At 50.5% G+C, this 26,190-nt stretch carries 26 protein-coding genes and 2 tRNA genes; 2 read left to right on the top strand and 26 right to left on the bottom strand.

Going from position 1 to position 26,190, the window contains the following annotated elements; genetic code table 11:
• The first annotated feature begins 7 nt into the window (after positions 1 to 7).
• The gene (locus ACZ6BG_RS04995) at positions 8 to 1,063 is read left to right on the top strand and encodes a tyrosine-type recombinase/integrase (RefSeq protein WP_468996948.1); all 1,056 of its coding nucleotides are present in this window, start codon (positions 8 to 10) and stop codon (positions 1,061 to 1,063) included.
• A gap of 84 nt (positions 1,064 to 1,147) precedes the next feature.
• Here the strand turns inward: ACZ6BG_RS04995 and ACZ6BG_RS05000 are convergent, their stop codons facing one another.
• The 22 genes from ACZ6BG_RS05000 to ACZ6BG_RS05105 all read right to left on the bottom strand — a co-directional run bounded on the left by ACZ6BG_RS05000 (position 1,148) and on the right by ACZ6BG_RS05105 (position 22,203).
• Positions 1,148 to 1,363 carry a hypothetical protein gene (locus ACZ6BG_RS05000; protein ID WP_468996951.1) on the bottom strand — a complete coding sequence of 72 codons (216 nt, stop codon included), beginning with the start codon at positions 1,361 to 1,363 and terminating at the stop codon, positions 1,148 to 1,150.
• A 541-nt stretch (positions 1,364 to 1,904) separates the two neighbouring features.
• Complete coding sequence (locus ACZ6BG_RS05005; RefSeq protein ID WP_468996953.1) at positions 1,905 to 2,228, bottom strand: hypothetical protein; 324 nt, start codon at positions 2,226 to 2,228, stop codon at positions 1,905 to 1,907.
• A gap of 82 nt (positions 2,229 to 2,310) precedes the next feature.
• Positions 2,311 to 2,556: a hypothetical protein gene (locus tag ACZ6BG_RS05010; RefSeq protein WP_468996956.1), complete on the bottom strand. Its 246-nt coding sequence runs from the start codon at positions 2,554 to 2,556 to the stop codon at positions 2,311 to 2,313.
• Positions 2,557 to 2,587: 31 nt separating this feature from the next.
• Positions 2,588 to 5,062 (bottom strand): hypothetical protein, encoded by a 2,475-nt coding sequence (locus ACZ6BG_RS05015; protein WP_468996958.1) that lies wholly within the window; start codon positions 5,060 to 5,062, stop codon positions 2,588 to 2,590.
• Between the two features lie 40 nt (positions 5,063 to 5,102).
• Positions 5,103 to 6,161: a hypothetical protein gene (locus ACZ6BG_RS05020; protein ID WP_468996960.1), complete on the bottom strand. Its 1,059-nt coding sequence runs from the start codon at positions 6,159 to 6,161 to the stop codon at positions 5,103 to 5,105.
• Between the two features lie 107 nt (positions 6,162 to 6,268).
• Positions 6,269 to 8,116, bottom strand: coding sequence for a DNRLRE domain-containing protein (locus ACZ6BG_RS05025; RefSeq protein WP_468996962.1), 1,848 nt, complete (start codon positions 8,114 to 8,116; stop codon positions 6,269 to 6,271).
• Positions 8,113 to 11,775: a phage tail tape measure protein gene (locus tag ACZ6BG_RS05030; RefSeq protein ID WP_468996964.1), complete on the bottom strand. Its 3,663-nt coding sequence runs from the start codon at positions 11,773 to 11,775 to the stop codon at positions 8,113 to 8,115. Before ACZ6BG_RS05030 ends, ACZ6BG_RS05025 begins: the two co-directional genes overlap by 4 nt.
• 26 nt (positions 11,776 to 11,801) lie before the next feature.
• Positions 11,802 to 12,263: a hypothetical protein gene (locus ACZ6BG_RS05035; protein WP_468996966.1), complete on the bottom strand. Its 462-nt coding sequence runs from the start codon at positions 12,261 to 12,263 to the stop codon at positions 11,802 to 11,804.
• A gap of 140 nt (positions 12,264 to 12,403) precedes the next feature.
• A complete protein-coding gene (locus ACZ6BG_RS05040) occupies positions 12,404 to 12,652 on the bottom strand; it encodes a hypothetical protein (protein WP_468996969.1) in 249 nt (82 codons plus the stop codon).
• Positions 12,653 to 12,765: 113 nt separating this feature from the next.
• Complete coding sequence (locus ACZ6BG_RS05045) at positions 12,766 to 13,344, bottom strand: phage tail tube protein (protein WP_468996972.1); 579 nt, start codon at positions 13,342 to 13,344, stop codon at positions 12,766 to 12,768.
• Positions 13,345 to 13,567: 223 nt separating this feature from the next.
• Positions 13,568 to 13,969 carry a hypothetical protein gene (locus ACZ6BG_RS05050; RefSeq protein ID WP_468996974.1) on the bottom strand — a complete coding sequence of 134 codons (402 nt, stop codon included), beginning with the start codon at positions 13,967 to 13,969 and terminating at the stop codon, positions 13,568 to 13,570.
• On the bottom strand, positions 13,969 to 14,223 hold the full coding sequence (locus tag ACZ6BG_RS05055; protein ID WP_468996976.1) for a hypothetical protein: 255 nt from the start codon (positions 14,221 to 14,223) through the stop codon (positions 13,969 to 13,971). Before ACZ6BG_RS05055 ends, ACZ6BG_RS05050 begins: the two co-directional genes overlap by 1 nt.
• A complete protein-coding gene (locus ACZ6BG_RS05060) occupies positions 14,223 to 14,573 on the bottom strand; it encodes a hypothetical protein (RefSeq protein ID WP_468996978.1) in 351 nt (116 codons plus the stop codon). The genes ACZ6BG_RS05055 and ACZ6BG_RS05060 overlap by 1 nt, the downstream gene beginning before the upstream one ends.
• Entirely contained in the window at positions 14,558 to 14,989 is a 432-nt protein-coding gene (locus ACZ6BG_RS05065; protein ID WP_468996982.1) for a Gp19/Gp15/Gp42 family protein, read from the bottom strand. The genes ACZ6BG_RS05060 and ACZ6BG_RS05065 overlap by 16 nt, the downstream gene beginning before the upstream one ends.
• A gap of 85 nt (positions 14,990 to 15,074) precedes the next feature.
• A complete protein-coding gene (locus tag ACZ6BG_RS05070; protein WP_468996984.1) occupies positions 15,075 to 15,965 on the bottom strand; it encodes a phage major capsid protein in 891 nt (296 codons plus the stop codon).
• 119 nt (positions 15,966 to 16,084) lie between these two features.
• Positions 16,085 to 16,627: a hypothetical protein gene (locus tag ACZ6BG_RS05075; protein WP_468996986.1), complete on the bottom strand. Its 543-nt coding sequence runs from the start codon at positions 16,625 to 16,627 to the stop codon at positions 16,085 to 16,087.
• Positions 16,628 to 16,728: 101 nt separating this feature from the next.
• Positions 16,729 to 17,403, bottom strand: coding sequence for a VG15 protein (locus ACZ6BG_RS05080; protein ID WP_468996988.1), 675 nt, complete (start codon positions 17,401 to 17,403; stop codon positions 16,729 to 16,731).
• Positions 17,403 to 18,869, bottom strand: coding sequence for a phage portal protein (locus tag ACZ6BG_RS05085; RefSeq protein ID WP_468996990.1), 1,467 nt, complete (start codon positions 18,867 to 18,869; stop codon positions 17,403 to 17,405). Before ACZ6BG_RS05085 ends, ACZ6BG_RS05080 begins: the two co-directional genes overlap by 1 nt.
• A gap of 18 nt (positions 18,870 to 18,887) precedes the next feature.
• Entirely contained in the window at positions 18,888 to 20,345 is a 1,458-nt protein-coding gene (locus ACZ6BG_RS05090; protein ID WP_468996993.1) for a terminase, read from the bottom strand.
• 598 nt (positions 20,346 to 20,943) lie between these two features.
• Complete coding sequence (locus tag ACZ6BG_RS05095) at positions 20,944 to 21,114, bottom strand: hypothetical protein (protein ID WP_468996996.1); 171 nt, start codon at positions 21,112 to 21,114, stop codon at positions 20,944 to 20,946.
• Positions 21,115 to 21,133: 19 nt separating this feature from the next.
• A complete protein-coding gene (locus tag ACZ6BG_RS05100) occupies positions 21,134 to 21,325 on the bottom strand; it encodes a hypothetical protein (RefSeq protein WP_468996998.1) in 192 nt (63 codons plus the stop codon).
• Positions 21,326 to 22,014: 689 nt separating this feature from the next.
• On the bottom strand, positions 22,015 to 22,203 hold the full coding sequence (locus ACZ6BG_RS05105; RefSeq protein ID WP_468997000.1) for a hypothetical protein: 189 nt from the start codon (positions 22,201 to 22,203) through the stop codon (positions 22,015 to 22,017).
• A gap of 324 nt (positions 22,204 to 22,527) precedes the next feature.
• Here ACZ6BG_RS05105 and ACZ6BG_RS05110 point away from each other — a divergent pair, with 324 nt between their 5' ends.
• Positions 22,528 to 23,085: an Lsr2 family DNA-binding protein gene (locus tag ACZ6BG_RS05110; protein WP_468997002.1), complete on the top strand. Its 558-nt coding sequence runs from the start codon at positions 22,528 to 22,530 to the stop codon at positions 23,083 to 23,085.
• A 661-nt stretch (positions 23,086 to 23,746) separates the two neighbouring features.
• Here the strand turns inward: ACZ6BG_RS05110 and ACZ6BG_RS05115 are convergent.
• The 4 genes from ACZ6BG_RS05115 to ACZ6BG_RS05130 form a co-directional block, all read right to left on the bottom strand.
• Positions 23,747 to 24,691, bottom strand: coding sequence for an N-acetylmuramoyl-L-alanine amidase (locus ACZ6BG_RS05115; protein WP_468997004.1), 945 nt, complete (start codon positions 24,689 to 24,691; stop codon positions 23,747 to 23,749).
• Between the two features lie 430 nt (positions 24,692 to 25,121).
• Entirely contained in the window at positions 25,122 to 25,484 is a 363-nt protein-coding gene (locus ACZ6BG_RS05120; RefSeq protein WP_468997006.1) for a hypothetical protein, read from the bottom strand.
• 420 nt (positions 25,485 to 25,904) lie between these two features.
• Positions 25,905 to 25,979: transfer RNA gene (locus ACZ6BG_RS05125), tRNA-Leu, on the bottom strand.
• An 84-nt stretch (positions 25,980 to 26,063) separates the two neighbouring features.
• A tRNA-Val gene (locus ACZ6BG_RS05130) sits at positions 26,064 to 26,135 on the bottom strand.
• Positions 26,136 to 26,190 lie beyond the last annotated feature (55 nt).

Genomic DNA, 26,190 nt, shown 5'->3' on the forward strand with positions numbered 1-26,190 from the left:
AGACGCCGTGACTGCCAGGAAGAGCCCCCTTCGTTCCTCCGCCCCTGTGGCTGCTAGCCACCATCCCTACGGGGGACGTGGGGTGTCCTCAGAGCGTGATGACGTAGTGGCTGAGTACGCAGACCATTTGCTGACCACTACCAATCGGTTTGGTCGGCCCTTCTCCCCTAAGACCGTTAAGGCTTATCTGAAGCCTGTCTATGCCCTTGACCGGTGGCTGACTGAGAACAGGCTTAGTGGCTCATTTGAGGAACACTGCAACGTCTCTACTCTCAACACATTCTTTAGGTCTTACTACGAGACCTATGACGTTCCTAAGTCTCCTGATGGTCAGGGCGGCTATACGGGCGGAACTAACACCCTTCAAAGGAATCTGCGTCCTTTCGTGGCATGGCTCAGTGAAGAGTTTGACGTAGAGGACGCCTATGCGGACAAGAGGTTTCAGAAGTATTCGGCTCCCAAAGCTGGCAAGCCTAAGACTCTGAGCAATGACTTTGTTGGAGACATGCTCAAGGCAACCGGCAATGGTCGGGCTAAAGACTTTGAGACAGTCAGGAATCACGCCATTGTGCGGGTACTGACTGAGGGTCTTAGGTCTGAAGAGCTTCTAAGGCTTGATGTAGACCACTTGGATTTGAATGGTGGTCTTCTCTATGTGGTTCCTCTCAAGGGTGACAGGAACTCCAAAGACACCCGCGCAATTCCTCTTCAGCCTTCTACCATCAAGGCATTGCGTCGCTACCTTCGCTACCGGGCAAGCCACAAGAGGGCTAAGGACGCTGCCGTATGGCTTGGTACGCGTAACCGGGCACGCATGACCTACTCGGGGCTCTACAGGCTGGTTAAGCGTCTTGCTGAGGCTGAGGGCTATGACCCTAAGCTTGTCTCTCCTCACTCGTACTGCCACACGTGGTGTGATGACCTCTTGTCAGCAGGAGTAAGCGGAGAGAACGTCATGACCATTCGTGGTTGGAAGTCTCCTGCCATGCTTCAGCGGTATGGAGCCGACAGGGCAACACATCGTGCCGTTGCTGCTGTCTCGGCCCTAGGGGACCGCTACTAGCCCTAGAACGCACAGAAAAGCCCCTCTAACCAATCTGAATCGGTTAGAGGGGCTTCTTCATGCCCGGAAGCCTTCTAGGGGCTCTCAGGGCTTCTCAGGGGCTTGAGTCCTGTACTTGGACCAGTCAGGCTCAGGAGTGACACTCACGAACTCAAGGTTCATGTAGATATCGCACCGTTCCTTGAGCCTCACTGCTTCAAGCTCTGTGAGGTTGTAGGTGGTGAACTCCTGATTCTTCTCCGTGTCCTTGTGCTTGACCGTGTACCGGTCGTGCATTGCTGCAAGCTCATCTTTGTTCATGAGGAGAGCATAGCACCACCGGCGGGTTTTATAGACGTTCCTTCAAAACTTCCGGGCGGGTACTAATGACTAGATGAGCCATTACGTGAGCCCAAGCAAGAAATGCTGAGGACATAACTCCAGTGCCTAGAGGTAGTCCAATGATGTTGGTCATGAAGACAAAGACCCATACGAGGAAGCCTAGGAAAAGACCTAGCTTAGACGTACAAGAATCAGACTTGAGTGCTCCATAACCCATAAGGCCACCAGCAAGCATAGAGAAGAGTCCCCATACTGGCTCTGGTGCTAGGTAGGTCATAAAGGCTCCTACCTGTCCCGTAGTCGTACCACCAGCAGGCAGGCAGAGGATTAGTCCCCAACCAAAAGCCAGGATACCTAGACTCAAGACATAGACGTTCATCATCCTTGTAAGCAAGAACGTTACTAGTTTGTTGGACATTGACGATTTCTCCTTCCGATTAGATTGGTCGGAATGCGTGTTGTTAGAGGGTGTTAGACAAGAAGAGCCCCCGGTAATCCTGAGAAAACCGGGGGTTTCGTGCTAGTCGTCTGATGGTGGCTTAAGCATGTCAGACATGCATCCGTGGCTAGCGATGAGAGCATTTCTTACCGCTACTTCCTCTTCTGCCTTGAAGGCTCTTGCCCTCCACTTCTCGTTCTCAGCTTCTAGTTCATCAACCCTGTTTTGCAGGTCCTTAATGTCTTTACGAAGCTCATTACGTAGTTCCGTGGCAATGTCGTTCTTAACCTTGTTCCGACCCAAGAAGTGCTCAATGACCTTAAGGCCACCTCCACCAAATAGAGCACCAGCAAGAGCTAGCCAAGGTCCGGGAATGTTGCCTAGTAGTTCTAGCAGTTCAATCACCCTCTTCAGTTATTTATACGTTTCCTCTCTATGAGGAGATAGAGCCGGGGCTCTTTTGGAACCCCGGCGAAATCCTTACAACTCAAACAAGCGTAAGGGTCTCTTCTGCATCGTAATAGCGCTTAGCAACAGTGTTGTTCAGGGTTGCATTAGGCGTATTCACAACGATGGTCTCTAGAGTGTCGGCAATAGCCTGAGCTACTGCCTGAACTAGAGTTTCCTTGTTCTGACCAGAAAGACCAGACTCACCAGGGGTGAGGTCAAAGTCAACGACAATGACTCCACCATCAAATGTCTCGTAGCTAACAGCTACCTTGTATTCAGCCATGTAGGGCCTCCTTAATTGTTAGGGAGAAGGATTACTTCTCGTATGTGATTCTCAACTTTGCGGAGCTAGAGAAGTATCCATACTCGGATAGCGTTCCTCCGCTTGTGCGACCAAGGGTGATACCTAGAGCGGCACCAGACTTAAGGTCAGTACCGAACACGCTAGAGAGAGTGACCCACTTAGCCTGTCCGTATGTGAAAGCAGTTGACTGCCTTCCAAAGGTTCCCGTTGTAGAGCTAGAGCCGGTTGGCTGAGAGCTGTTCGCATGGGTACCGATGATTGCGTTACCACCACTGTTTGAATAGAAGTGGTTGTTATCAAGGTAAAGCTCAACCTTCTTGACGGTTGCACCAGAAAGGTCAGTCTGAATAGCAGAGCTGAAGCCGTACTTGGTGTAGTTGTTTCCGTTGGTTGAAGAGTAGTTACCCTGGTAAGCCTTACCGTCTGTTCTACGTCCACTGTTAACACCCCAAGTGCTCATCCAAGAAGATGAGTAAGTCTTGGTGTAAGTGGTCTTAGCGGGAACGGTTGCGTTACTGATATCTACGGTGTTGTAGACGACCTTTCCACCAACGTCCTCAAAGACAAAGCGCGTGTTGTCTGTGCATTCGAGTCTTGGTGTAGAAGAAACGCTGTTAGTGCTTGCGTAAATGGCAATGTACATATCCTGACCAGCACTAGCGTCCGGCACTGAGAACACATGGCTTGAAGACCAAAGGTCGTCATTAGCCGCAGTACCAGCAGCACCGCGCCAAAAGCTGTGGATGTTGTAGTCAGCATTGGTTGCCTGACTTCCGTACTTTGAGTAAACGTTCACCTGCATCTGAGTAGGTGGTGTACCGCTACCACGGTCAAAGCGGAAGTTGTCTAGCGTCATCTTGTACATACGCGCTTCAACGTTCGGAATCTGAATCTTGGCGATTAGGTATTCCGTATTGATTGCAGGAAATGTATAAGCACCGGTGAGAGTCGTAACAGCCATGACGCCTCTAGCCATGTTATCTACATAGGCTTGCAGGTCTTCACCATCTACGTAGATGTCATTGACGCTGAGAGACTGGAACTTAGCGTCACCGGTAGGACTGATGGAGTAGAGGTCATTACCAATGGTTGCGCTACGGATGTAAGCAGAACCATCAGCATTGAACTGCCAACCGGTAATGCCTGCCTCAGGGTCATTCACAAAGTTGCTTGACTGAGCTGTCTTACCAATCAACGCATTCACGTCTAGCTTATCGGCCGTGATAGCCCCAGCAAGAATCTTTGTAGCCGTAATCGCGTTAGCCGCAATCTTGTCTGCCGTGACAGCTAGAGCATCCAACTTAGCTGTTGTAATGGCGTTAGATGCAATGTCTCCTGCTGCAATAGAACCCGCCGCAAAAGAACCAGCCTGAATAGAACCCGCTGCAATCTTTCCAGCCGTTACAGCATTAGCCGCTAGCTCATTAGACGTGATGGTGTTTGCCTGAACCATTCCGGCAATGACAGCGTTGTAGACAGTGACGTTATCGAACTCAGCCCAACCGGCCGTGACGTTGTAAGCCTCTACACAGATGACTGCATAGACAGTGCCAGCAGGAGCAGTCTTCATGCCCTTAGACGTAGCCCAAGCACCACCAGGAGTAGGCGTAAGGTCTGCCAAGACTCCATAGCCGATAACTGCTCCTGAGGCATCCTCCCAACGTGGGTAGACCTTGAGGAACTGTCCGGCCCAATCGGAAGAGACTCGGTAGTCAGCAGAGATATAAAGCGTCTCACCAGGGTTCACAGGGAACTTAGCGACTACTGGCCTTCTGGTGACTGCTGAAGCAGAGACACAGTTGATACGTAGAGCCTTAGGGCTGTTATTGCCTGGTGTTGAGATTGAGTAATTGGCATCTGTAGCGGCTAGGGCTGCACCAATCTCACCCTCAAAGGAACCATCGGCTACGAGGTTTCCCGTACCTACGGCTAGCTCATTAAAGCCAATAGCACCAGTAGCAATCTTGGCTTGAGTTACAGCATCATTGGCCAACTTAACCGTAGTGACAATGCCATCAATGATGTCATCGGCTACTACGTTCTCAAGGAACTGACCATCAATAACCGGCTCAATTCCGTAGACGTTCTCGACATACCAAGTGTTGCCCTTTAGCTCAAGGCTGACTGACTCTCGGTTGAAGTCCTCTCGCATACCCTCTGCAAGCCTGTCATAGAGGCTGTGAGGGACTACAGCAGAGATTGACTCGTCATAGCCGTCAACGACTACCGTTGCACGCTTCTCGTAGGTGAGTGGACTAGCGTACAGAGGCATTGAATCCTCATAGTCCGCTAGAAGACCTACAGCTAGCTGAATAGTGTCAGCATCCAAATCAGCACTTACATAGGTGTAAGACTGTCCATCCAAAATGAGAATGCCGCCTGACTCGTTAAAGTCGGCGGCATCCATAATCTTTAGTGTTGTTGCACCCGTTAGGTGTTCACCATCTAGGAATGAACCTGCTGTGATTACCTCAACGTCATGCACGTACCCTTCTTCTCGCATTTATTGTTGCTCCTGTCTGTTGTTATTTCTTCTTCTTGGGTGCCCACTTCCAAGCGTTCTTGCGAACAGGCATCTTCTTAATCTGACCAACGCTCATGGTGTCTCCAGCTACAAGAGGGATACTGAACTCTCTAAGCCTGAATGAAGTAGCGTATTCATCGGTCTGGATTCTGCACATATCCCCCGGCTCAAGGTGAGGGATAGGCATAGCGTCAAAGGTGACTGAGACTTCCTGTAGAAGCCTGTCATTCAAGGTGGTGCCTGCCTTCTCGATTGCCTCAGTCTTAGAGCGGATGGATTCATCCTCAATGACCTCAAGCAGATAACGACCGACGCCGTTACGTCCAAGCCTTGATGGGCTTAGAGGGTGCGTCTTGTCGGCAACCACCGTTTCATTCACAGCAGTCTTGGAACCCTTAGGGATTCCGCCCTTGACCTGAACAGCGTTCTTAACCTCAGAGCTGTCATAGCTAATCTTTGGCGTAGAAACGACTGTTCCGCCATCACCAGACTTGAACGTGAAGACTGGTGTTCCTGGCAGGCTACGCATACGGGCATAGCCTCTACCGTCATAGAACAACTGACGAGAGATACCGCTAGCAATGCTCTTGGCAGAGTCCCAAGGGATGCTCTCTCGACCTAGTGAGTAGTCGGCTGAGAGCTTGTTAGAGACCTCAGGGAAGTCAAACTTATCCTCACCTGTTAGGTCTCTCAGAATGTCTCTGATGACGTTGCCCTTGTTGGTGTTCTTCTTGCGCGTGAAGGTTCTATACGCAACACCCTTAGCAAGGGTCTCCTTACCCTGACACTCAATGTTGATTACGTCGTTGTCTCTGTCCATTGAGACCACCGGCCCAACAAAGACAGGGATGTCAACCCAATCGTTCATCTGAGGGACCTTGACTGAGTAGATAACCCGAATCATTCGGTCCATGTAGATGGCTCCTTCATCGGAAGAATCACTCTCGAATGAAAGAGTCCTGTCAGGGTCTAGAAGCTGCATGGTGCAGTTCCTAGTTACCTCTGCTTCATAATCACAGTTCACCTGTCCACCAAGAAGCCTTGATGAAAGGTCTGACACTCTCGCCCCTGAGAGAGTCAATAGCTGAACAGTGATGTGAACTGAATGGGAGCCAGCAAGGGTGGAATGAAGCCACCCTTGCTGAGTCGCCGTGAGTCCAAGAGGAATCACATTTCCGCCTGGAAAGGCACTTCCTGTGCCCAGAAATCAAATGAGACCTTCTTCATGGTCTCTCTGTTTGGTAGAGGGGCTACTACCACGTTTCCAATAACTACCTTCATAGAAATGTCTGACAGAGCAAGTGTGAGCGTCTTGCCGGGGCGAGACTTCAACTTCCAAATGTCATCCTCCTGTTCCTTTACTGTTCCGAGACTATCGGGGGTTTGGACTAGCCTTCCGGATAGAGAACCCTCATAGCCTCTGAGTGCTTGTGTAACTCGAACTGACTTAGTTCCACCAAGAGGTGAGTAGATACCTGCATCCTCACCCATTGACCAAGTGCCCTCATCAACGTCCATAAGCTGTACGTAGATGTCCTGAGAAGGGTCCATAAGCCAAATGCCTACGGACTCTGGCTTGATGGTCACAGAGGGGCTGTCAGCAGATGTCTTGCCGTTGACTACCGCATCAACCTTGTAGACGTGAGTCGTACCAGGAGAAGCGTTGTAGTCAATGAACTCATACGTAGTGCCTGAGACAAGAGCCTCAAGAGGCTCAACAAAGGAATCAATGATTTCGTCGTTGCGTCGGATTACGAATGAGTCAGGAGCAAGAGACCTAGACCAAGTCAACTTGACTACTGGCTTTGGATATTGCAACTGAGCCGTAAGGCTGGTTACAGGGTCAGTGGTTGAGTCGTAGTGATAGGTGACAGTCCTTGAGGCCGCAATGTAGGCGGTATCTCCTGGAGTGCTTTCACGGTTGTACGTGTCCCATACTCTGACTTCAATGGTGTATTCGTTTGAAACACCCCACCACTTAATAACCCCGGCCGGAATTGTGTAGTCAGTGTCAGTGCTAGTCAGCTTTCCAGAAGAGGAAAGCCAGTCACCAGCAGCATTCTTGACAATGACCTGATAGGCAGTCTGAGTACCACCAGTCAGTGACCACAGAATTGGCGGGGTTGGTTCATCAATTTCATTGGCAGGTGGATTAAGGATGGTCAGTGTTGGCTTCACTCGCCTTGTGAAAGACGTAGCGTCAGACCATGAGGACCATAGCCCTGAGTCATCCTGAACCCTTACGCGCCAATAGATAGTTGCTCCATCAGCTAGACCAGTGAACGCGGTGTCATTGAGGTCTAGCTGAGGAACAGAGGCAAGAACCGTGCCTGTATCGAATGATGGTGTAGTGAAGCTGTTAGTGCTGTTCATCTGCACCTGAAAAGCCTGCATGGTGGTTGAGCCCTGAGAGTCTGTGAAGTCGAATCGCAACACAGGCTTAGCCAGAGACGTAACCCTTCCAGCAGCAGGAGCCAACTGAGTTGGCTTGCTTGGCTTCTCGATATAAACAATCTCAAGGGTTGGCTTTACTGAACGGCCGGATACAGAAGCATTGGCTGAGTAGAACTGACGGTAAGCCGTTGTGTTACTGGTCTCGAATCGCCATCCGTACCAAGCAGCTCCATCAGCTACAGCCTGCATGTGAGACGTAACGTCAAACTCCCAGACTGTGTACTGAGGAGCTGAACCCTTGGTAAGAGACTTGCTATCTGTAGAGGTCACAGCAGGCTTGTTGTTCCAAGTCATCTTGGTTGATGTCCAAGCCTGTGTGACCTTCTTAAGGGTGACCGTTGTTGAACCAGTCTCTACATAGCGCTGAGTCATTCGGAGCTTAGCGCTAAGAATAGTGACACCCTTAGGGAATGGACGGGCAAAGTTGAGGTACGCGAAACGCTGCTTACCAGAGATATTGGTGAACTCTAGATAGTCAGTGCCCGCGTGCTTATCACTCGGCCTGTTTTGCTTGACGAACGTATCCGTTCCATTGGATACCTTGATAGGCGTTGAACTCATCTTCCACCCATCCTTTCTCTGTAGTTATTGAATGTTGCTGTGCTTTCTACTTCTTCCTGAGCAATGGCACGGATATAACCCGTTCCTCTATCCCAGTTAGTGATTTGCATTTCATAGGCAGTACCGGCATTAGCTGTGTTAGCAGCACCAGCGCTCTGAGCAAATGACTTGAACTGAGCGTGGTTAAAGACTGCCTCTGGTCGGCTAGACGCGTTGTAAGCCAACATTCCTGGCTCTAGGACACCACCAGTGTCAAAGATGCTAGGGATTGGGTTATCAGGCAGGAACCTGTTAGGAATCTTGTCATTGACGTACTGAACAACGTTGTTAGCAATGTTCTTCGCAGCATCAACGGCCATGTCACCCCAAGCCCCGAACTTGTCAAAGCCTCCGTTGACTACCTTCTTAATGCTGTCAATGACTCCCTTAACCTTGGTGATGAGACCTAGCCAAGAGCTGTTGTCTCCACCCTTACCGCCGTAAACGGATAGGTTGCCGAACTCACCAAGCCTGTCTAGAAGCCCCGGTAGAAGACCAGGGTTAGGACCGTAGTCCCTTCCTCCTAGACCGTTTCCACCACTGTTGAACGCGCTTAGCTGTCCATGTCCTCTTGCACCAGGGTCAAGCCTTGAGACTGAGTGAACGTGGGCACCAGAACCAGCCGTAGCCGCTCCTGGAATGTTTCTAGCCCAAGCAGCAAAACCAACACGACGTAGCCAATACTGCTGATTGAAAGAACCAGGAGAGGTATCGACTACACCAGGACCAGTGTGAGAGGTACCTGAGTAGCTAGTACGTGGCTGCCAAGAACCCTGCATTACTCGAATACGAGAGTTAGAGAGCTGCTGTGCTAGAGATAGCTGAGCCGCCGTAATACGGGTGATTGGCTCACCATCCCAATAGACACGCTCATCAGGATTCTTAACGGCTCCACCCTTGGCAAAGTGCTGAGCCTCACCAGGATGGAACTTGCCATGACGAACAGCCGCACGTAGTGCATACATGTTCTTCTGACCACCCATAGCCTCAACTTCCTTGGTGGTCCATACGTGCTCACCAGGCATCAACATTGCGTTAACTGAGTCCTTACCCTTGATGCCACCGTTAACGGCACCACCACGAGCGAACTTAATCGTTGAAGCAGCAGGCAAGTCCTTTACACCAGGGATAAGGTTAATCATCTTTCGAATACCCTTGTTGTACACCCACTCAATCAAGAAGTTGATAGGCTTTGCCGCTAGCCTCTTAAGGCTGTTCCAGATAGAACCAATAGCGTCAACACCCTTCTTGAATCCTGGCTTCACCTTGTCTGTGATGAAGTTCCTTAGGGCATTGAAGATAGGCTTGATGCCGTTGTTCCAGATAGAGCTAATCTTGTTGCGGATTCCATCAAAGACAGGCTTCACAACAGAGTCACGTAGCCACCTGAAAGCAGGAGCTAGAACGTTGTTGATGAAGTTCTTCCATCCCTGGAAGACTCCCTTAACGAATCCCCAAGCAGTCTTGATAGCTGACCAGATTCCATTGAAGACGCTCTTTACACCATTCCATAGGAACTTCAGTACCGGCCAAATGACTTCCATGATGATGTACTTCCACGCATTAAAGACACCCTTCACAAAGCCCCAATAGAGCTTGATGGCTGTCCAAATGCCTGAGAACACAGTAGAGACTACGGACCAAAGACCCTTGAGGGCAGGCCATAGAACCTCTGTGATGATGTACTTCCAAGCGTTGAAGTAGACCTTTACTCCTGTCCACCAAAGACCAATTGCTGTACCGATGAGCCCAAAGATTGGCTTAACTACGTTGGTCCAAAGCTGCTGAATGATTGGCCATAGGGTGTTCTTGATGAATCCCCAGAAAGCCATCAAGGCAGGCTTGATGTAGTTGTTCCAAGTACCGACAATGGCGGTCTTGACTGAAGCCCAAACGGTGTTTACAAGGTTCCTGAATGTCTCGTTCTTCTTGTAGAGCACCGTGAAGATAGCTCCAAGAGCCACCAGAGACGTGATGACGATACCGATAGGGTTCATGCTCATCGCAGCGTTAAGGAGCCTCTGAGCTACTGCCCAAGCCCTAGTAGCCGCCGCCATAATCTTCTGTCTAGCCGCAGCAATGCTGATATTGCTGATGAATCGAGCTAGAGCCATTGCATCCTGAGCAATCTTGACTGCCCATACAGCCGCACGGTAAGCGTAAGCAGCCGCAATGATGCCTAGGATTGCACCACCAAGAATCTTGAATGCCGTTGCATTCTGCTTAATGAAGCTACCTAGCTGAGTGACAACCGGCAGAACCTCATTACCGATGTACTCTACGAATCGCTGCTTAATGGTGCGGTAGAAGGTCTCAATATTGCCCTTGGCATTATCGTGCAGTGTCTTTCCTGCCTTATCGGCAGCACCGCCTACCTTGCCTACCTCTGAAGCAGCCTTAGAGAAATCGGTGTTGAGAAGAGCCTTAGAGTTGTCTTCCCACATCGTACCGAATAGACCAACACCAGCAGCGTTCTGCTTAACCGGGTCCTTGATTGCCTTAATCTTCTCAAGGATGGTTGATGTTGCCTTAGCCGCAGCAGGACCACCCTTAGCAATCTTGGCTGCCATGTCATCGGCATTTAGACCTAGGTCCTTGTATGCCTGAACTGAAGTGGCAGAGCCGTCAATAGCACGGATACCAAATTCCTTCCAAGCGTCTCCAACTACGTCAAGATTCCTAGCGCCACCAGCAAGACCCTGCTTCATGATTCCAAGAGAAGTCTTGGCATCAAGACCTAGCTTTCCTAGGTAAGGGCTGTACTCGTTAAAGGTGTCTAGAAGGTCCTGAGAGCTGTTAAGACCTAGCTGATTACCCTTCATGATGACGTCAAGGGCTTCCTTGTAACTACCGGCAAGACCAGAAGTCACAAGCTGCTTAGCTGAGTTGGTAACGCTTGAAGCCTCTTCCTCTGTCAGTTCAGAGATAGTGGCAACCTTCTTGGCTACATCTGTAACAGCCTTAGTTGACTCGTTACGCATCTCAGGTAGTCCAGCTAGTACAGCCTGAACAGTGATTTGGTTATCGCTTACTGACTCTCCAAAGCCCTTCTTGTAGAGAGCCCCGGCAATAGCACCAAACTTCTTCTGTTCTCCACCTGTGAGACCAAGCTGAGCCGCTAGCTTGTCGGCTGAGGCTTCCTGGCTCATGCCCTCTAGAAGGCCACCAGCGACCGCAGCACCGGCGGCTACACCTCCTGCTGCCATGGCCGTGCGCATGGTCTCCCTGGCACGGTCTACGCCCCTACTCAGGGCTGCATGGAACCTCTGTCCGGCATCGCTACCGGCACCCTGTGCTTGCTGCACTGAGCCGTTAAAGAGACTCCTGAATCTCTGTCCTACTCCTCTAAGACCAGAGTTGAACTGATTCGTGAAGTTACTACCAGCCTGATTACCCGCATTAGTAGCCGCACTAGCACCAGCGTTTAGCTGCTGCTGTAGATGCTGACCTACGCTATTCAGGTTGGAGTTAATGCCGCTAGCAAGGTTGTTACCCATCTGATTACCAGCGGTTTGAGCATGACTAGCAGCCTGATTTAGAGCCTGCCTGATGCCTTGTGCCAATTGATTAGTGCTTGGCAGCACTGAAATATACGCTGCACCAAGCTCAATGTTTGCCATGAGTGCATTGCCTCCTTAAGTTATTGTTATTTCTTCCATCCAAGCCAATCCGCCATTGCCTCCATGGACATGGCTTCCTTGCCTACGGTTTCCTTTTCAGACCTAACACCCGGACGCGGGATAGGCTTTGGATAGTCCTTCTGCTTTCCTTGACCCCTCTGCCAGTTACCGGCAGCGATATAGTCAGCGATAGTCGCTAGAAGCTGTTCTTGCAGTCCCCAGACTGATTCATCAGGATGCTGAGCCCTGAACAAAGCAGAAGAACGGGGTGACTGCCGAACTACTGCCAGCAAGTCACCCCATGTAAAGTCTTCTGTTCCTACGTTTCTGAGTCTCAGTCCTAGGGTGATGCAGTCATAAGCAATTGCTTCTTCGTGCTTATCGATAAGGTCAAGCAAGCCAAGGATTTCTGAGTAACTGGCTCCCTTGAGTCTCTTGATTTCGTCGTCAATCCACTTGACTAGACTAGGAATGTCTTCCTCTGTCATAGAGTCAAGCTCCTTCAAAGACTTAGCAGTAAGAATTTCCTCTACTAGGTCCCAAAAGCTAGGACGTGACTTGATGAAGTCAGGAGTAAGAAGGGAAGCCGCATTAGTTCTTAGCTGCACGACTTCACCTCATGGCCTCATTACTTCTCTGAGGCGTCCTTACTAAATTCCTTCATGACTGCCTTGACGAAATCCTGGAACTCTTCCTCATTCATCTCGTCTACAGCGTCACAAACGTCTTCACCACCGATGTCCTCAATGATTGTGAAGATAAGGTCAACCTCATCCCTACGACGATTGGCACGGAGCCACTTAGGGGCACGCACTACTGAGAATGGCTTCTCGAATTCGATTTCCTCACCCTTGTGAGTAAAAGTAAAGTTTGACATTTTGTTATTCCTCTTCCTGTTATTTAGTGTCGGCCCATGAGTAAGCCCCCTCTACCGGGCCGAATCGGTAGTAGAGGGGGCTGTTCGTTATTCAGTTGTAGAGCATCTATCTCTTAGGCAGAGAAGACACCATCGTCAATGTACTTCATTGCCTGAGCACCAAGAGTAGCGTCACGGAATGCTTCAACAGTCACTTCGTAACCAATTACGTCCTCATCAGAGTAGGTAATCTCACCAACCTCAGTGACCTGACCATTAGGCACGTAGATACGGATGCGAGCATCCCCATCCTTGACCTCAAAGACGAATGACTGACGCTCTAGCGTATCGCTATTGACCTTTACAGCCTGAAGCGTTCCCGCAGTAGAGGTAGCAGCCGTAGTAGTTACGTTGTCTGCACCGTAGACAGCCTTAAGAACGTCTGAATTCAGAGTCTCAATCAGAGTGAATGTGTACGTAGTTGCAAAGTCAGTCTGAACTACCTTTACTACGTCACCACCCCAAGCCTTAATCTTGTCGGTAGAACGCTCGTTAGACTCGGTAAGACCATCCTCACCAATGTAACCAAGAGCCTTGAACGCTGCGTTTAGAGCAGTCGTGGCATTGGTTGGTGCGGCCGTACCGATAGGAGCTACTAGAACACCACCGGTCGCAAGAGGCTTACCAGTTAGCACGTTGTTTGAATTTGGCATAGTTTTAAAACCACCATTCCTTAATTAATTGTGTCTCCAGCTTCTGTAGCTGGGCTTGTTTCATTTGCTGCCTTGTCAGCAGCCTTAGCGCTTACCGCCTTCTTGGTGGTACTGCGCTTGTTAGGCACCTCTTGCCATCCGGCTTCAATGTGCGCCTTAATTGATTCCTTGTCCTTGTCGTCTAGCTCAACGAACCAGTCAGGAACGTTTGGATTCTTTAGCCTCATAGGGCAACTCCCTTCATGTCGATTGCTGCGGAGAACTGATAGCGCGGTAGGTCTGAGTCAGGGTCAGGGAAATAAGCGGGACCGCCTACTTCTCGAACCTTGAAGACCCAAACGCCATTAACCTTTTCTCCAGCCATAGCGTCTACATAAGCTCTTGCTTGTCGGCAAAGCTCTGATGCTTCTACTGAAGTTGAGCCCCAGCACTCAAAGACCAAGAGAGGAGAGTCAGCATTAAGCCTTAGCTTTGAGCCGCCTACTCTTGTTACCTTGATGAGCTTGTTATTGGCCGGTCTAGGGTTAGGCACCTTTGTTGACACCGTAACCCCGGCAATCTTTGTCTTGAGATAGCTGATAACTAGAGCCTCAGCGTCAGGGAATGCGATAACTTCTGTTGCCATTAGCTACCACTCCTTGCCTTAGCAAGAGCCCTGAGAAGAGTGTTGTCTCTAGCGTTCTCACGCTTAGCCTCAGCAGAAGCCGTTACGACTCCTCCACGGGCACGCGTTCTACCCTGTTCAACATTTCCCTCATAGCCGTCACCAAGCTCATTCAGCATTTCGTCTACAACCTTCTGTAGAAGAGCCTCCATCTCTGGAGACTTACGAATCTTCTTGAAACCAGCCATGTTCCATCTGATTTGTACGTTAGCCATCAGCCATCCACCTTCTTCAAGGCGAACTGAAAGCCCGGCGTAAATGAGAAGGGACCGTTATTCCAGTCGGCTAGATTGCCTTCAATGGAATACTCAGAGCCGTCATAAACGGCTACGTCCTTAGGGGTAATGCCGTAGTCCTCAGGAGCAAGCACAGTCAGACCATCAATGACAGCCTCTCTACCGGGGCTGTAAGGCTCTGTAGAGGACGTAGGAGCGATTGCGTATACGTCCACTAGCTCTACGTCTCCCCAACCCTCTACGGGGTTGCCATGAGCGTCTGTGGCTCCTTCTTGGTACCGCTTGATTCCAAGCTTGTACTTAGCCTTTAGTCTCATAGCCTCACCCACCAAAGTTCATCAAGGTAAGGGTTGGTGTAGTTAGCTGGGGTTGTATCAACAGTGAATGCCTTGCCCTTAGTCGCAGAAGCAGCACGCAATTCGCGTCTGTCATCCTCGGTTAGGTAGAGGCTTCCTGGTTCTTCACCACCAAAGGTGACTGTCTCCTGAAAAGGACCAGCACCCTTCTGAGTGCTTCTCACACCTTCTGGATTACGTAGGTGACGCTTAACCATTCCTACTTCAACCTTGACCACTCGCCTTAGTGGTAGTTCTCCTGAATCAACTCTGTCGTCAAGGTCAGGGAACTCTCTAAGAATCGTGTCTTCAGCATCCTCTAGAAGGGTTTCAATCTGTGCTTCGCTTGCTGTGAGGGTTTCTGAATCAAACCAACGTGCAAGCACATCGGCATAAGTGGCGTAAGCCATGTTTGAAACCTCCTATATAAGTTTTGGTGCGAAGAAAGGGGCAGGAAAACCCCGCCCCTTTTCATCGTCTTAGGGACCGTCAAGATTAGGAAACGGAGTTAACGCCAGAAGTAATCTTGACGAAGCGGTTGATGTCGTGGACCTGGAAACCAATCTCTACCTCAACGCGTAGAGCGAACATGTTTCGCTGCCATAGGTTCACTGGAGAACCAGCAACAGTGACAGTGGCCTGGTCAGACATAGAGACCTCAATACCGTTTACAGTTCCGTATACGGCTGAAGACCAGTCACCAGCGAAACCGATAACCTCACCATCGTCACCAGCAGCGTCAGCCTTGTAAGCGTGACGAGAGAAGATGACAGGGCTTCCTAGAACAGAACCAACCCCGCCGTTCTGTAGGTCGCTGATGAATAGAGGACGGTTAGTAGAGTCAGAAGCGTTAAGAAGAGTCGCCTTACCCTGAGGGGCAAAGACCCATCCGTTTAGCTCTCCACCGGCAGCAGCAACAGCAGCGTCTACAGCTACTAGGTCACCCCATGTACCAGTACCGTCAACGGTCTTGACTGGTGCAGCCTCTAGAAGTCCAAAGTTAGAACCAGGACCAGAGGTAGCGTGGAATACAGTCTCATCAAACTTCTTACCAAGAGCGTTTGGCAGACGACGAACTAGCTCATCGTAGAGACCAGGAATGTCACGACGGAATTCGTCAGAGAAGGTCTCGATAACGGCTAGCTTGTAAGCTGACATAGCCTTGTTGCCAAGAGTGGCGTTAGAGACTGGCTTCTCAGCAGTCTCGTTTACCCAGTCAGCCTCAGCATCAGCCGTTACGTAGTGAACGGTTACGCCGCTTCCTGGTAGGTCTACCTTGCGAGCAAGACGCATTACAGCGCTTGACTCCTGAGTCTTACCCCAGATTTCAGTAGAGACCTCTGTAGGTAGTGAAACACCAGAGGTGTTACGAGCAATGTTAGGCATAGTGATATGCCCTCCTTTCAATATTGGAAGTGCCAGGGCATAGAAAAAGGGCCACCGGCCGAATTGCCGGAAGCCCTTGTCTTGTCTGGCTTATTTATTTATTGGTTGACGCCTTAGCGTCAGTTGAACAAGTCACCAAGCGTGGAAGCGAAACGCTCACGATTGGTTGTTGCACCAGAACCGTTTCGGTTGCCCTGTGCTCGGTCTGGTCTTGGAGTCCTAGCAGTGCGCTCACTTAGAGCACTAGCCTGCTTCTCCAAAGTCTCTTCATCAGAAGCGGTGAGGAATAGCCCCATGTCCTCTTCTGAGATTGCGTACTTAGTCGCAATCTTGTATCGGGTTAGAGCTGCTTCAGCGTTTGCAGTCGCCTTCTTCTGTTCGGCTAGTTCCTTCTTAGTCGCTTCAAGCTTCTCTGTAACCTTTGGTAGTTCATCAGCAGCAGCCTTGTTGGCCTTAGCGCGTGATTCCCACTTGCGAGACTCAGCCTTATAGTCAGTGTCAGGCTTCTCCTCTGTGGACTCCTCTTCATCCTGTGCAGGATTCTCAACAGGCTCCTCAGTGGTTGTTTCCTTCTCCTCAACTACCTCAGTCTCGGTTTCGCTTTCCTTCTTATTAACTAGACCATCAAGAGAGTTGATGGCGTCATCCTTTGTCTCAGACATTGTTAATTCCTTTCTGCCGTGCGGCTATGTATTGAGTTAGGTACCGTGCGGTTCCTTCTCTGATTACCACCGGCCCGTTTTGGGCCGGTAGCTCAATGTCGTCAGTGACCCTGCTTCGCAACCTGTAGGTCAACGTATTGGTTATAGAGGCTTTCAGGGTCATAGCCTCTTGGGTACTCATCCCCATCCCACATAGGGATGATTTGGCAGTCACAGTGACCGTGGAACTTCTTTGTCTCGCCTGCCTTCTTGGCATTGGCATAGACAGCACCACGAGAAGCCAGCATCAAGCAGAACTCACAGGTCTTTGAACCTGAGGGAACTCTTGCAAAGCTAGCCCTTGAAGTGTCCTTCTGTGCGCTATAGAAGATGGTGTTCCTTGGGGCTGCTTTAACGAATCGGTCGTTAACCTCAGTCAGATTGCTGATTGCCTGTGCAGGGTTTGACTCAGCCTGAAAGAGAGGACCAACAGCCCATCTAACAGAGGCTTGAATAGCCTTCTGTTCTGGAAGCTCAGCCATCTCAGCCTTAAAGGGCTTGAGGTTCTTAGCTGGGCTTCCTTCTCGTAGTTCGTCGTAGAAGTCCACTGCTACCGCCGCGCCAATCTCGCCATACTCGGCCACAAGGGCAGGCATGAAGATTTCAAGCGCATTGGTAGAAGCAACGATGTTGTCAAAGTCGAGACTCAAGAGGAACAGCCGTAGCTCTCGCTCTGAGAGAGTCACAACGTCCTTGAGTGCGTCTCTGAACTCCTCAACAGCGGTAGCCGTAGCCATTACTCACCAGCCTCCTCAGGGGCTTCCTGAGGGGCACCAGCAGCCTCTACAGCGGGTGCCGTAGTGGACGTAGCCGCTACCGCTTCCTTAATGTCGGCAAGCCTCTGTGAAGCCTGAGCCCTACGCTTATCGTTGATTAGCTGCTTCTGCTCTTGTGGTGTCAGTCCGATTCGGTCGTAAGTAACCGTTGAATCAGCAGTAAGAACACCAGAAGTGATGAGCTTTACAGCTTCATCAGCAGCAGCAGAACGGGTAGGAGTCGCAGCGTCACGCCACTTAACAGAGACGTTCTTATAGTCGTCTGGAATAGAGCCATCTCTTACAAGAAGAGCTAGCTTTCCAACCTCGTTCCAACCCTGACCAAACATGAGCTGTCTACGTTCGGCACGCTTGATAAGCCTTGCCTCTTCCTGACGAATAGCATCAGCAGAAGAAGGGTTAGCCGTTACGAATCCAAAGTAGGAAGCAGGTAGAGCCGCTTCAGCAGCAACCATCTGGCTTAGTCCGCGTACCTGCTCTAGATAAGGTGCAGGAGAAGCAGCAGAGAACTGACCAACTTCAACTCTGTCCTTGTCTCGGTCCCTCTGGCCGTTCTCATCAACCGGGTCAGCAATAGCAAGCATTCGACCTGCAATAGCTTCCCAACCTGTGAGCGTGTTTCCGTCACCATCCGTGAACATGCTCATATCTGCACCAAGCATGTAGCGCTGAGGGACTGAGTAGAACTCTCGGTTTACTTCCATTCCTAGAAGTGTGCGAACACCCATGTCTGTGTAAGAGCGGATAGCCCTTGTAATCTCTGAGCGTCCCTTTAGGTCACCGGCTCTTGTACGGTTGAAAATCTGTGCAACCATAACCCGCCCAATCTTGTGGTCATCCCTATCAAGGACAACCCAAGAGGACCTAACTCGACCAAGCGTGATATTCGCGTAGTCGGTGTAAAGAATCACCTCAGTTACGTGACCATCTCTGTCATGGCCGAGAATAGCTAGAGCCGCTGAAAGGCGACGCTTTCGAGCATTCCAAATACCCGTTGTATTCTTGGCTGACTCAACAGTTACAAGAGTGGATGGCTCACCAGCGTCACCCTTGCCGACCATGACAAAGGCTGTTCCGTAAACCAAAGCGTCTAGATGTCCTAGACCAGAGTCCACAGCTAGTGTGTTCTCCTGGTAAATCTCGCTTAGTCCAAAGTCATTACCGGCAATGCTTGTCCACCCCTGGAATTCAAGACGCTCATCTAGAACGTCTACAGCCGTACCCGCCCAACCAACTACAGTCTCAATGTTTGCTAGGTGCGGTGGAATGGAAATACCAAGCTGCTTGATTCGGTTCTTTCCTTCGTAATATGCCTCCGCTACTCGATTCTTACCCGCATAAACAGTGAGCTTTGCAAGCATGTGCTCAACAAGGTCTAGCTCATCCTGAGTAACTTCAAGTGTCGGAGTCGCAATGGCTACTGCCATCAATATCAACTCCTCAAGTTAATTCATAACCACAACTCTCTGTCGTGGCCTTTCGTTGTATTCATGTGACTCCTTACGCTCTCCCTTAGGCTTGCGCTTTAGTGTCAGTCCGTATGTAGCAAGAGTGACTGCTACCAGCGGGGTAATGTCTGTGTCGTTCTTCCTGTGCCATCCAAAGGCATCAAGGATTGGACGTGTCTTCACATTGGCTACCGCCAGATTTAGTGGAGCCTGATTGGTGTGATAGAGACGTTCGTTGTTCACTCGGTCAAGGAACTGTCCACAGGCTTGGCCCATTTCTCTACCTTGAGTTGTGATGACTCGTACTCCCTTAGCCTTTAGCTCAGGGATTAGAGAGGCAGCAGCAGAACCAGCATCAATGATTACCGCGCATGGTCTCCATGCCTTGTTCATTCGAGCTAGTTCCTCTACAACCCAACCTGTCCCCTTCTTGGAGTGAGTCACTTCTACAATGACCTTCTCTCCCACATAACCCGCCATTCCGATGCTTGCTCTGTCTCGCATAGGAGAGACATCAAGCGCAAAGGCAACAGGGTCTTCAGGGTCAATCTCTGCTTCAAGAGAAGCCCATAGCTCTAGGTCAAAGACTGAGTTGCTGGCTACTGTCGTCCACATTCCTAGACGCTCTCTTGCGAAACCGTCCTCAGATGAAGCGTTACGTTCATCCTGTGTGGTCTCCAGCTTCAGCCTGTAGCCGAGTGCTGGATTAGCCTTTGCCCAAGTCTCATGAGCGTCAATGTCGTCTGTCTTGTCGGCTGACCATTCGAGCCATGAGAGACGTTCTGACTTAGCATCTAGAGCTGTCTGGCGAAACCGGCCGAATACCTCACCGTTCATATTCGGTGCCGGTGGAGTACCCGTAAGAATCGTCTGAGGATTCTTGGACGTAGCTAGTACGTACTGAAGTGCCTCAAACTTGTCATCGTCCATTTCCTGTGCTTCATCACAGACAAGCAAGTCTGCGGAGAATCCACGGCCGGAACTCTTGGAACGAGCGACAAAGCGAATAACACCGCCGTTGATTAGCCAGATAGCTTCTTCACCGTTAGTGTTAACAATCTTCTTGACTAGCTTCTTCAAGTCTTCATGCTCAAAGTAAGCTTGCATTCTTCGGAAGTGGTCTTTAGCAGTCTTCAATTCGTGAGCGGTGTGAAGGATTCTTTCCTTCCGAATCACCAAACCGAATAGCTCTCGAATCTCTAGCGTCGCTCCCTTACCGTTCTGTCTTGGAACGGAGAGAGCACACTGAGTGCAAGTCCATCGGCCATACGCGTTCTCACCCATCCACCCCTTAAGCACGTTCTCTTGCCACTCATCAAGGGTGGTGCCGTACTTCTCGCCTAGCTCTGTGGCAAGGCTCCAAGCGGTGTGGTAGACGCTCTCAGGAACCAGGCTGAGTCTCGGTGTCTGACTGCCTCTGCCTACGTAGCTCCTCTTCTCGTCTAGCGATGTCATCAACAGCAGTCACCTCCTCATGGTCTGGAATCTCGTCTAGCTGCTTGAGCACATCAGTGAACTGACGAGACAAAGCAGCTAGGTCTCTGCCTGATGTCGTTGTTTCAATCTCTTCTGCAAGTCGGTCCCTCAGAGCGATTAGAGCCGCCCGCTTATCTCCGGAGAGAGCCGCTTCTACTAGTCCACTCATTGAGGGACCTCCTTTCTAAGTCTTAGTCGTTTGCGTCTTTGATGGAGCCAAGAGGGAAACTGCCGTGGAAGTTCAGATTCACAACCTTGTGTGAGTCAGGCTCGAACTTCCCATAGTGAGGAAGAATCTCATCACTGAAAGGGCGAGTCATTAGCTCAATGGCTGCTGCCATAAGGTCTTCTACGGTGTCTGCCTCTACCGCTCCTTCAAGACGAATGGTTAGCTTCATAGCTACTCCTGTCATGAAGAAACCCCGGCCGAATGACCGGGGCTCTAAGTCGTTTATTCGTTGTTGTTCTTGCTTTTGTTGCTACTCCTCTGCCCTGTTGGGCTCCTCTATCGCGGGGGGATTGACGCAATGCCGCGTGGTGTGCCGTGGAGGCGGGGGGAGGGGGAGGGTGCCACCCCTCAGAGAGCCCAAAGCTCCTCAAGCGTTTCAACCTCATGCTTGCGAGTCTTGAATAGCTGTCCTAGTTCATTGGCGAATCGCTGAGACGCATCCTTATTCCACTTGAAGGTCATTCGACCTTCGTTGGTGTCATAGCTAAATCCATCATCAGTGTCTTCCCAGTTATCCATATGGCATTACCTCCTTTACTTACTTGGTGTTCTGCATACTACGTCCTAGCCATGCATCCATCTCTTCAAGAGAGATTGCATTGCTTCCGTAGTTTCTCTTTCCCCATAGCAAGGCAATGGCAATGTTCACAGCATCAACCATCTCATCAATGTCTTTGCCTGTCGCCTCTAGTGCCTTGTCTTGTGGGTACTCCACTCGAATGCTTGGCATATCGTTACTCCTATTCCGTTGTTGTTGCTACCAGTCTCTAAGCTTTCCCTTGGTTGGCTTAGGCTTTGTGCCATCACCCTTCTTACTGTTGCAAGAACGATGGGCAGGCATTGTGTCCCCGAGGATATGACCTCCCGTGGCGATAGCATCAATATGGTCAAGAGTGAATGCCCACTTGTCTTGGTAGGGAAGAGTCATATCAATTACCTTGTTACACAGATAGCAGAGTGTTGGTTCACTACTCTGTCTAGCCTTTGCCTTAGCTCTAGCTACCTTGTCTCTGTATGCACGGAGGTTACGTCTAGGGTCTTTACTCATCCTTCATTCACCACCGCCCGAAATTGTCAGTAACCCTTCTTGGGAATGGCAAGGTACTTTTCCCTTGCCTCTTCTTCTGTCTCTGCAATGATTGGCCGTAGTCCTCGGTCACCCTGAATACGCCAGACAGTCTCACCGTTTAGAACAGCGTCTAGTCTTTCGTTGGTGCCCTCTACGTACCTGACAAGAGATGCAACAGACGCACCCATTAGGCATCAGCCTTCTTGGCTCGTGTCGCTCTTGCCTGCTTCTTAAAGATGAATTCCTTGCTGTCACTGCTTACGTGCACAAGCTCATATCCCTGAGAACCTAGTTGGTTAAGTCTGTCCTCAGTAATCCGAGACCCGCCCGGAACTCTCTCAATCAAATACTCATACTTCATCGTTGTTCTCTACCCTCTCAATCCATTCAAGGTGAATAACCTCAAGGACAACAGGAACGTCTTCTTCTGAGATAGCCCTGAACCTGTCGAATACGTCAGATGCATAACGGCTAATCTCGTTATAGTAGACAGCCTGTGCGTCATTGAAGCTGTTCTTTAGGTCTTCTGTGTAACCCATGCTTCCTCCTTACCACCGGCCGTTTTTGTTAGAAGCTCTCCGCAATGGAAAACCTCAGCCTTAGCTTCTCTAAGGACATGGCAGAACCAGCCACATGAGCACTCTGCCTTCTCGTACTCCTTAGCCTTCATGGCTCCAACCTCCTTAGCTTTAAGTACCTCTACTAGTAATAAGTGTGATTCACTCAAGACTGTGACATAAGAAGAGCTAGAACTTTCAAGCACTGCATCAAGGCTTGACCTAGAGCCTTAGAGGTGTGCTAGAGTCCCCTCACCAATCAGCTACTAGGGCTAGAAGCCCTGGTCAGAACCCTCAGGGGGAAGCATGGCAACGAACCCGATTCCGGTTACCGCAGACCAGAAGGATGAGCCGGGGGTAGTCGAGACCCTGACTCACGTGCCTGGTGTCGGCAACATGACCATCTACGTCAAGGTTGAGAAGACCGATGACGTGGACGGTAAGACCACTGAGGGTGTCGAGACCTACTCCTTCTCCATGCCGGTGGAGGCTCAGGAAGAGGTAGAGGTCATCGGTGAGGATGGAGAGCCTGAGAAGAACGACGATGGCTCTACCAAGCTCAAGACTGAGACGTACTGGAAGACCGTTCACTACGAGGTGGACATGGCTCCTGCGTCCCGTGACAAGCTCCTCAAGGCTCTCGCCCCGTTCGTGAAGGGTGCGCGTGAGAAGGCTGCTCCGGTGGTCTCGGCTCCTTCTCGCTCCTACACCGCTCCGACCCTGCCGGATGGTGTGGACACCGCCACCGTTCGTAAGTGGGCTCAGGAAAATGACATCAAGGTTGATGGCAAGCCCATCAACGAAAAGGGCCGCGTGCCTCAGAGCTTCATTGACGAATACAAGAAGGCTCACCCTGGCACTTGAAGTGCTAGCCGTCTGAGTGGTCTCTCTCGGAACGTTCTAGGGAGTAAGGCCACTCAGTCGGTAGGGAAGGCTCTCCACCGTGAATCGAGCATGTGGCACAAGGTTGGAGACAGCTTCCCCAGGGACTCAGTTGAGTCCTTCTCAGAGGCGGCTAAGCGGTACCTGAGGGACCGAAGCAGTCTCAGCAGCAAGACCCTGGAAGCAGCCGACTGGATAGCCCTCTACGAGGAGTTCGGCCACAACTGAACAGCAAGCCTCAGAAGCCCTCTGGCAGACCGTCAGGGGGCTTCTTGCTGTCCCCTGGCACCAGGAGGTGAGTCACGTCCTGGTGGACGCTCACGTGCCCCTGTGTCGGCACAGGGTTTTGTGTCATGTTTTGTACCAACCCCCAGAGGCCGGCAAATCCATGTTGCTACAATCCTTGGTACAAAAAGCTTGGAGACCCGCTGTGTGCCCTTCTCAGGGTTCCGGGGTCTCCTAGGTCGTGCTCAGGCTGACAGAGGCTCAGAGGTGCCTTCTAGCCCCTTCTCAGGGCTGTTCTCGGCTAGCCCCTGCATCCAACCTGACTCAGTCATTGGCATAGAGCAGACAGGGCATAGCTCCTTAGGCTCCTTAGAGAACCTAGCTACCAAGCAATCAAGGCAGAAGTAGAAGGTCTCTTTCATTGGTCTCTATAGCCTGCCTTTAGGTGAAGCCTTCTCCATGTCTCAGGGCCGACTAGACCGTCTGCGTCATTGCCTGTCCAACCTAGAGACTTCTGAAAGGCTTGAACGTTCTTCTTGGTGTACTCACTGTAGTAAGGACCAGGCTCATAAGCCTTGCCTGACTTGAACTTGGTGAAGCCAGTCTTAACAAGCAACTTATCCAAAGCAGTAACGTGCTTGCTGGTAACTCCTACCTTGAAATACTGCCTGCCAGGAAACTTAGGCATTAGTGGCTTTACTGGAGTTGGCTTAGGTGTCTCTGGCTTAGGTTCAGGCTTCTCTACTGAAACCCCGCCGTTTAGTGTTGCCTTGATGTCCTTTCGAACCTTAGCCATGTCATAGGTCTTGCCTGAGCTAATACCAGGGTCCCACTTGCCAGGAGAACCCCACTCAGCATGAGCAATCACGCTCTTCTCAGACCAGCCATGAAAATCACAAATGGCAGCAGCTAGCTTGCGCATAGCTTCATACTGCTTAGCCGTCATAGCGTGCGAACCGCTATACCAAATCTCAACACCGTAGAAGCGGCTATTGCCATCTACGCTTGATTGGTTGTCCTGTGGTGGATAGTCACCGTAAGACTCATTTACTACCGCGCTCAATACGTCAGGGTCTCCAGCACCGGCATGGTTAGCCCTACCCCAACCAATGAGGTGAACTGTTCCATCTTGCGCTAGACCGAACTGACATAGAGGACCAGGAAGACCAGCAATACCGTCATAGAGCAAAGCTCTCTGGTCTGTTGAGTCACTTCCTGTGTGATGAAGCATGAAGCCGCTAACCGGCCCCCAAGCTCCTACATGATTCCTGTTGTGGGTTTCCCATGACTTGTATTCCTTGTAAGTCAAACCCCACTTCTTTAGCTGTGCGACTATCTGAGCCGCACTCATTGGCTTTGCCATAATTCTCCTTATCGTCTATAGCTGAAAGTTTGCGCTATTAATCTCTCTCCAAAGCTTTGGGTCATGCTGAAGTAGGTACTTCATGACACCGGCCTTGTTGTTCAAGAAGAAGACCATCAAGTCAAGTCGGCATTCACCGCATACTTCATTTAGGGCCTTGTCTTGGCAGCACTCATTCACAATCAAATTCATATTTCCTCCTCAAGGAACTACCTACTCAAAGACCCGCATTTGAGTGCCTTACAGTTAAGAGGGGGCCTGGTGGTAGTTGAATTGGTATGCCTCAAGACAGGGGCACCACAAAAGCCACCTGTGATGAGGCACGTTTAGGAGAGACACCGTGCGCTTTTAATCACACCTGAAGAAAGGTGGTGTCTCTCTAGTGGGAGTCAGGTGCTCGAAACCTGATGCCTGCCAGTCTCCCTAAGTCTTAGTCCTGTGGACCCTTCATCCAAGCGGAAAGAATCCAGCGGTTTTCAAATGTCTTGGCCATTACGCTAGAGCCTTGCTTGATAACAACCTTTACGGAGCTGTCATCCTGAGTCTCTAGCGATAGTAGTTCGCTATCGGGCATGGCAGCCTTGAACTCTTCAGCAAGAACCATGTCATGACGTGCATTGATTGCCTTGTTACGTTCTCTACGCTCCGCCTTAACCTGAACGTAGAGGTATTCAAGAATCTCATCATCTAGAGCCTTCAAGCCCTTGAGTGCCTTAGCTGTGTTTGCTAGAGCCTCAGCCCTGTCAAACATTTCACCTAGTAGATTTCCCATCATCATCCTTATCTGTTGCAAGGTTTGTAGTATTCCGAGTCATCTAGAACCCTGCCGTAAATAGATGGTCGGTGGTCTGTGTTACTTCTTACGCTTAATGTCGCGCTCTGCTGCTTCGATATCCTTAGCGATGGTCTTTAGCCTGTTGGCTAGCCCATTGGCTGTAATGCCTGACCTACGCCAGTAATCCCAAAGGATGCGCTCTAGCTCATCCATTAGCAGTCTCGCTCACTTGAAGCTCTAGCTACCTGCTCCATAGTGACTTCTGCTGCAAGCGTGTCTAGAAGGTCATCGCTCATGCAACCAAGAGTGTCAATGGCCAAAAGGGCAACAGTGATTGTGTGAGCCTCATGCTCGTGCCTAGCTAGTTCTTCTTGGAGGTTTTCTAGTTTGGTTGTGTTCATGGTGCGTTTCCTTTCCAACCCGCCGGTTTTTATTGAGTACACCTGGAGAGACTCGAACTCTCAGACTTTGCGGCCTAAACGCAACGGCTTTGCCTAATTTGCCCACAGGTGCAAGAAGCCCCTCAGGCTGTTGGTGAGCCTGAGGGGTTATGGAAAGAGAAGTGACTTACATGAGAATGTGCTGATGGACATTCAGTAGACTCAGGGAATTTCGAAATCCCGGCCCCTGCTTTGTAAGAGCAGTGCTCTGCCTCTGAGCTATGAGTCTATGCTTAGGACTATCTCTAGCCCTAAGCGATTCCGAGGAGAAACATCATTCAAAT

This window comes from Streptomyces sp. NPDC041205, assembly GCF_055591765.1.

Excerpts from the sequence above, each read along its gene's own strand:
- ACZ6BG_RS05050 (WP_468996974.1), bottom strand. The coding sequence starts at position 13,969 with ATGGCAACAGAAGTTATCGCATTCCCTGACGCTGAGGCTCTAGTTATC.
- ACZ6BG_RS05100 (WP_468996998.1), bottom strand. The coding sequence starts at position 21,325 with ATGCCAAGCATTCGAGTGGAGTACCCACAAGACAAGGCACTAGAGGCG.
- ACZ6BG_RS05000 (WP_468996951.1), bottom strand. The coding sequence starts at position 1,363 with ATGAACAAAGATGAGCTTGCAGCAATGCACGACCGGTACACGGTCAAG.
- ACZ6BG_RS05115 (WP_468997004.1), bottom strand. The coding sequence starts at position 24,691 with ATGGCAAAGCCAATGAGTGCGGCTCAGATAGTCGCACAGCTAAAGAAG.
- ACZ6BG_RS05090 (WP_468996993.1), bottom strand. The coding sequence starts at position 20,345 with ATGACATCGCTAGACGAGAAGAGGAGCTACGTAGGCAGAGGCAGTCAG.
- ACZ6BG_RS05035 (WP_468996966.1), bottom strand. The coding sequence starts at position 12,263 with ATGACAGAGGAAGACATTCCTAGTCTAGTCAAGTGGATTGACGACGAA.
- ACZ6BG_RS05025 (WP_468996962.1), bottom strand. The coding sequence starts at position 8,116 with ATGAGTTCAACGCCTATCAAGGTATCCAATGGAACGGATACGTTCGTC.
- ACZ6BG_RS05075 (WP_468996986.1), bottom strand. The coding sequence starts at position 16,627 with ATGTCTGAGACAAAGGATGACGCCATCAACTCTCTTGATGGTCTAGTT.
- ACZ6BG_RS05110 (WP_468997002.1), top strand. The coding sequence starts at position 22,528 with ATGGCAACGAACCCGATTCCGGTTACCGCAGACCAGAAGGATGAGCCG.
- ACZ6BG_RS05055 (WP_468996976.1), bottom strand. The coding sequence starts at position 14,223 with ATGGCTAACGTACAAATCAGATGGAACATGGCTGGTTTCAAGAAGATT.
- ACZ6BG_RS05070 (WP_468996984.1), bottom strand. The coding sequence starts at position 15,965 with ATGCCTAACATTGCTCGTAACACCTCTGGTGTTTCACTACCTACAGAG.
- ACZ6BG_RS05085 (WP_468996990.1), bottom strand. The coding sequence starts at position 18,869 with ATGGCAGTAGCCATTGCGACTCCGACACTTGAAGTTACTCAGGATGAG.
- ACZ6BG_RS05095 (WP_468996996.1), bottom strand. The coding sequence starts at position 21,114 with ATGGATAACTGGGAAGACACTGATGATGGATTTAGCTATGACACCAAC.
- ACZ6BG_RS05065 (WP_468996982.1), bottom strand. The coding sequence starts at position 14,989 with ATGGCTTACGCCACTTATGCCGATGTGCTTGCACGTTGGTTTGATTCA.
- ACZ6BG_RS05080 (WP_468996988.1), bottom strand. The coding sequence starts at position 17,403 with ATGGCTACGGCTACCGCTGTTGAGGAGTTCAGAGACGCACTCAAGGAC.
- ACZ6BG_RS05105 (WP_468997000.1), bottom strand. The coding sequence starts at position 22,203 with ATGGGTTACACAGAAGACCTAAAGAACAGCTTCAATGACGCACAGGCT.
- ACZ6BG_RS05030 (WP_468996964.1), bottom strand. The coding sequence starts at position 11,775 with ATGGCAAACATTGAGCTTGGTGCAGCGTATATTTCAGTGCTGCCAAGC.
- ACZ6BG_RS05040 (WP_468996969.1), bottom strand. The coding sequence starts at position 12,652 with ATGTCAAACTTTACTTTTACTCACAAGGGTGAGGAAATCGAATTCGAG.
- ACZ6BG_RS05010 (WP_468996956.1), bottom strand. The coding sequence starts at position 2,556 with ATGGCTGAATACAAGGTAGCTGTTAGCTACGAGACATTTGATGGTGGA.
- ACZ6BG_RS05045 (WP_468996972.1), bottom strand. The coding sequence starts at position 13,344 with ATGCCAAATTCAAACAACGTGCTAACTGGTAAGCCTCTTGCGACCGGT.